At 58.9% G+C, this 2458-nt stretch carries 2 protein-coding genes; both read right to left on the bottom strand.

Features of this window, described 5'->3' with window-relative positions; genetic code table 11:
• Positions 1-902: PAN/Apple domain-containing protein (locus ACXJ7R_RS30020; RefSeq protein WP_457154989.1), on the bottom strand; the 902-nt coding region annotated here is incomplete at its 3' end.
• The coding region (locus tag ACXJ7R_RS30015; protein WP_457154988.1) for a hypothetical protein at positions 874-2458 on the bottom strand (1585 nt) is incomplete at its 5' end. The genes ACXJ7R_RS30020 and ACXJ7R_RS30015, both read right to left, overlap by 29 nt.

Here is a 2458-nt window from a genome sequence, read left to right as displayed (position 1 = left end):
TTCATGAAACATGCAGAGTGCTTCTTGTCATAGGTAATGGCCAAACAACGATTGTCGCCCTCGCATTGGGTTTGACATTGATCGAATGAGACGTTCCACACAGGCATGCTCGGGAGATCGAAGCCCATTGCATCCCAGCCATCCTGTGCAATGAGCTTCTGGGCCGCCTCGGCCCGGCCAGGGGGCGCCTCATAGTCATTGCCGCTGAAAGCCCTGTTATCGAGCCACGCACATTTCGACGCGAGTTCCAGGGCCGACGCGTCGTTCAGGCCGATAGATGCCAGAGTAGCCATGGGCGCGGCCGGCGCCTGTGGCCGGGCAGTTGGCGAAGGCCGGTTTGCCAGGTCTACGTTTACGTCGACGCCGTTCACCAGCCGACGTGTGTAGCACCATGCACGATCCCAGGTGGGGTCGTGTTCGTCGCTGAAATGGTGGCCAGAAACCAACGACCAGTGCGAGCCTCCCCAGTCCAGTTCTCGTGTCAGAAACTTGTTGAAGTCTTCAGTTACGACGTCGGGTTGCTTGGGAGCCTCAGGAGGAGCGATCTCCTTCGGCCTGGGCGCTGGTTCCGGGACAGGAACTGTTGAGCGTTCCGTTTTGCCCTCCGATACCGTTTCTGACGGCGCAATCCGGTCAGTCTCCTTGTGGACTTCTGGTGTATCTGGCACCGGCGGAAGCCTGAGCTCTCGCCCGAAAAACAAAGCGGCACCGTAGCCGATGCCCACAGCGGCAATTGCCACTGCAGCTCCCGTCATCAGCCTGCGAAAGGCATTTGCCCGGGCTATCTTGTCATGGGCAACTGCCTCCGCCTGCAGGGTCGGGATGGCCGCCTGCTTCACGACCAGGTCGACGGCTCGCTCGAGAAGCGCTGTATTATGCCGGACCAGCACTTTTGCGCCCACCCTTGGCTGCCACTTTCACGAGATCGACGACCTCTGGTGGCAAGTCCTCGTTTAGTGCCCTTCGAAGGGCATCCGGATCATCGGTAAGGACGGGAACGTAGAGAATTTCCTTCACTACCTTTTCAACCGGTACCTCGACGCGTTTCTCGACCTCCCTGTCGACTGGGACTTCAACGGGCACTTTGACGGTGCGAACCCGGCGCCACCGCCACCGCAAAAGCAACCGTCGAACCAGACGCGACAGGCGGTTCTCGGCGCGGCTTTCCGCCTGTGCTGCGATACGCTGCAAGCCCAGAGCCACCATGGCCGTGATCGGCCCGGCCAGTCCTGCAATCACGGCGAGGGAGCCGAACCAGATTGCCGCGACTTTCCCCGCTTGGGGCTCGCTCACTTCTTCCGGCTTTACGCCATACCAGCGAGCCGCGATTCGGCGTATCTGGTCAGTGCGAGCGAGCGGGATGCGCTTTTTCTCGAGTGCGCTCAACTGCTTTGCTATTTCGTCTCGCCGCGTTTGATTGGCCGCCAAGGTCTTGGCCTTGGAAGCTTCGGCGGTCTGTGCTGCTGACAATGTCTCCCGCGCCTGATCGAGCCGGCGCTCCCAATCTGCAGATGTTGCGTCAAGTGACTTCTCGAGGTCGTTTCGCCGGTTCTGGAGCACCTGTCTTTGGTCGTCAGTCATCTTGGGGCTTTCGAGCCTCAAACGGTCGAAATCGCTTCGGATACCCGTGATCTCCTGATCCATGGCGGCGATCTGCGGCTCATACTTCGCCTCAATCTTGGCGCGAGGATTGGCAAGTTTGCCGATCTCGTCCTCCCAGCGCTTTGCCGACGCTGCGTCGCCAGTTTCCTGCGCGTCCCTGATCCGCTCGACAAAACTGTCTCGTTGCCTTTCAAACTCTTCCACTGCCTGCTGGACCCTGCCGTCTCGTTCGGCGATCAGATCCGTTCGTCTTTGCTCTTTCTCCCGAAGCTGTTCTCTTGCTCTGGAGGCCTGCGGCGTTAACGCGGTTGCAGCCTGGAGTTCGGTATCGACATCAGCGATGCGGCTTTGAATTTCCTTCCGAGCCTTGTCGGCAAGCGTGCTGACCTCTTCGAGATCCGCTCTCGCTTTGGCCGCCTGATCCGTTTGACTTGCGGATTCATCGGCGGTGATCAGTTTCGCGTTCTCAGTGTTTAGAGAGTCGATGCCGTCGGCGAGCTCCTCATATTGCAGTTCGCGAAGCGTGCCAGCGCGCTCCAGTCCGAGCAGAACAGTTTCAAAAGTGATGCCTGCCAAAAGCAGGAGAAACACCAGGATAACAGGCTTCCAGAGCCAGGAGGCGCTGTATAAGAGGGTCGCGATCGGGATCTTGGTTAGCTCAGCGATCGAGACGATGAAGAACGGGGCGCTGGCTAGAATGAGATCCATCGCCGTGGCAGATTGACTTGCCTCGAATGCTTGAAAACCCAAGACAAGGCCCGTAGCTAGGCCGATGATCGACGCTATGATTTCTAATGCCCACGCGCCACGATATGTCCACTGGCCATAGCTGGCCAGCTTTTGACTCACACTTGCG

It is taken from the genome of Mesorhizobium sp. P5_C1 (assembly GCF_054049815.1).
Note: the sequence above shows the minus strand (reverse complement) of the source record. Positions and strands in the feature narration are given on the sequence as shown.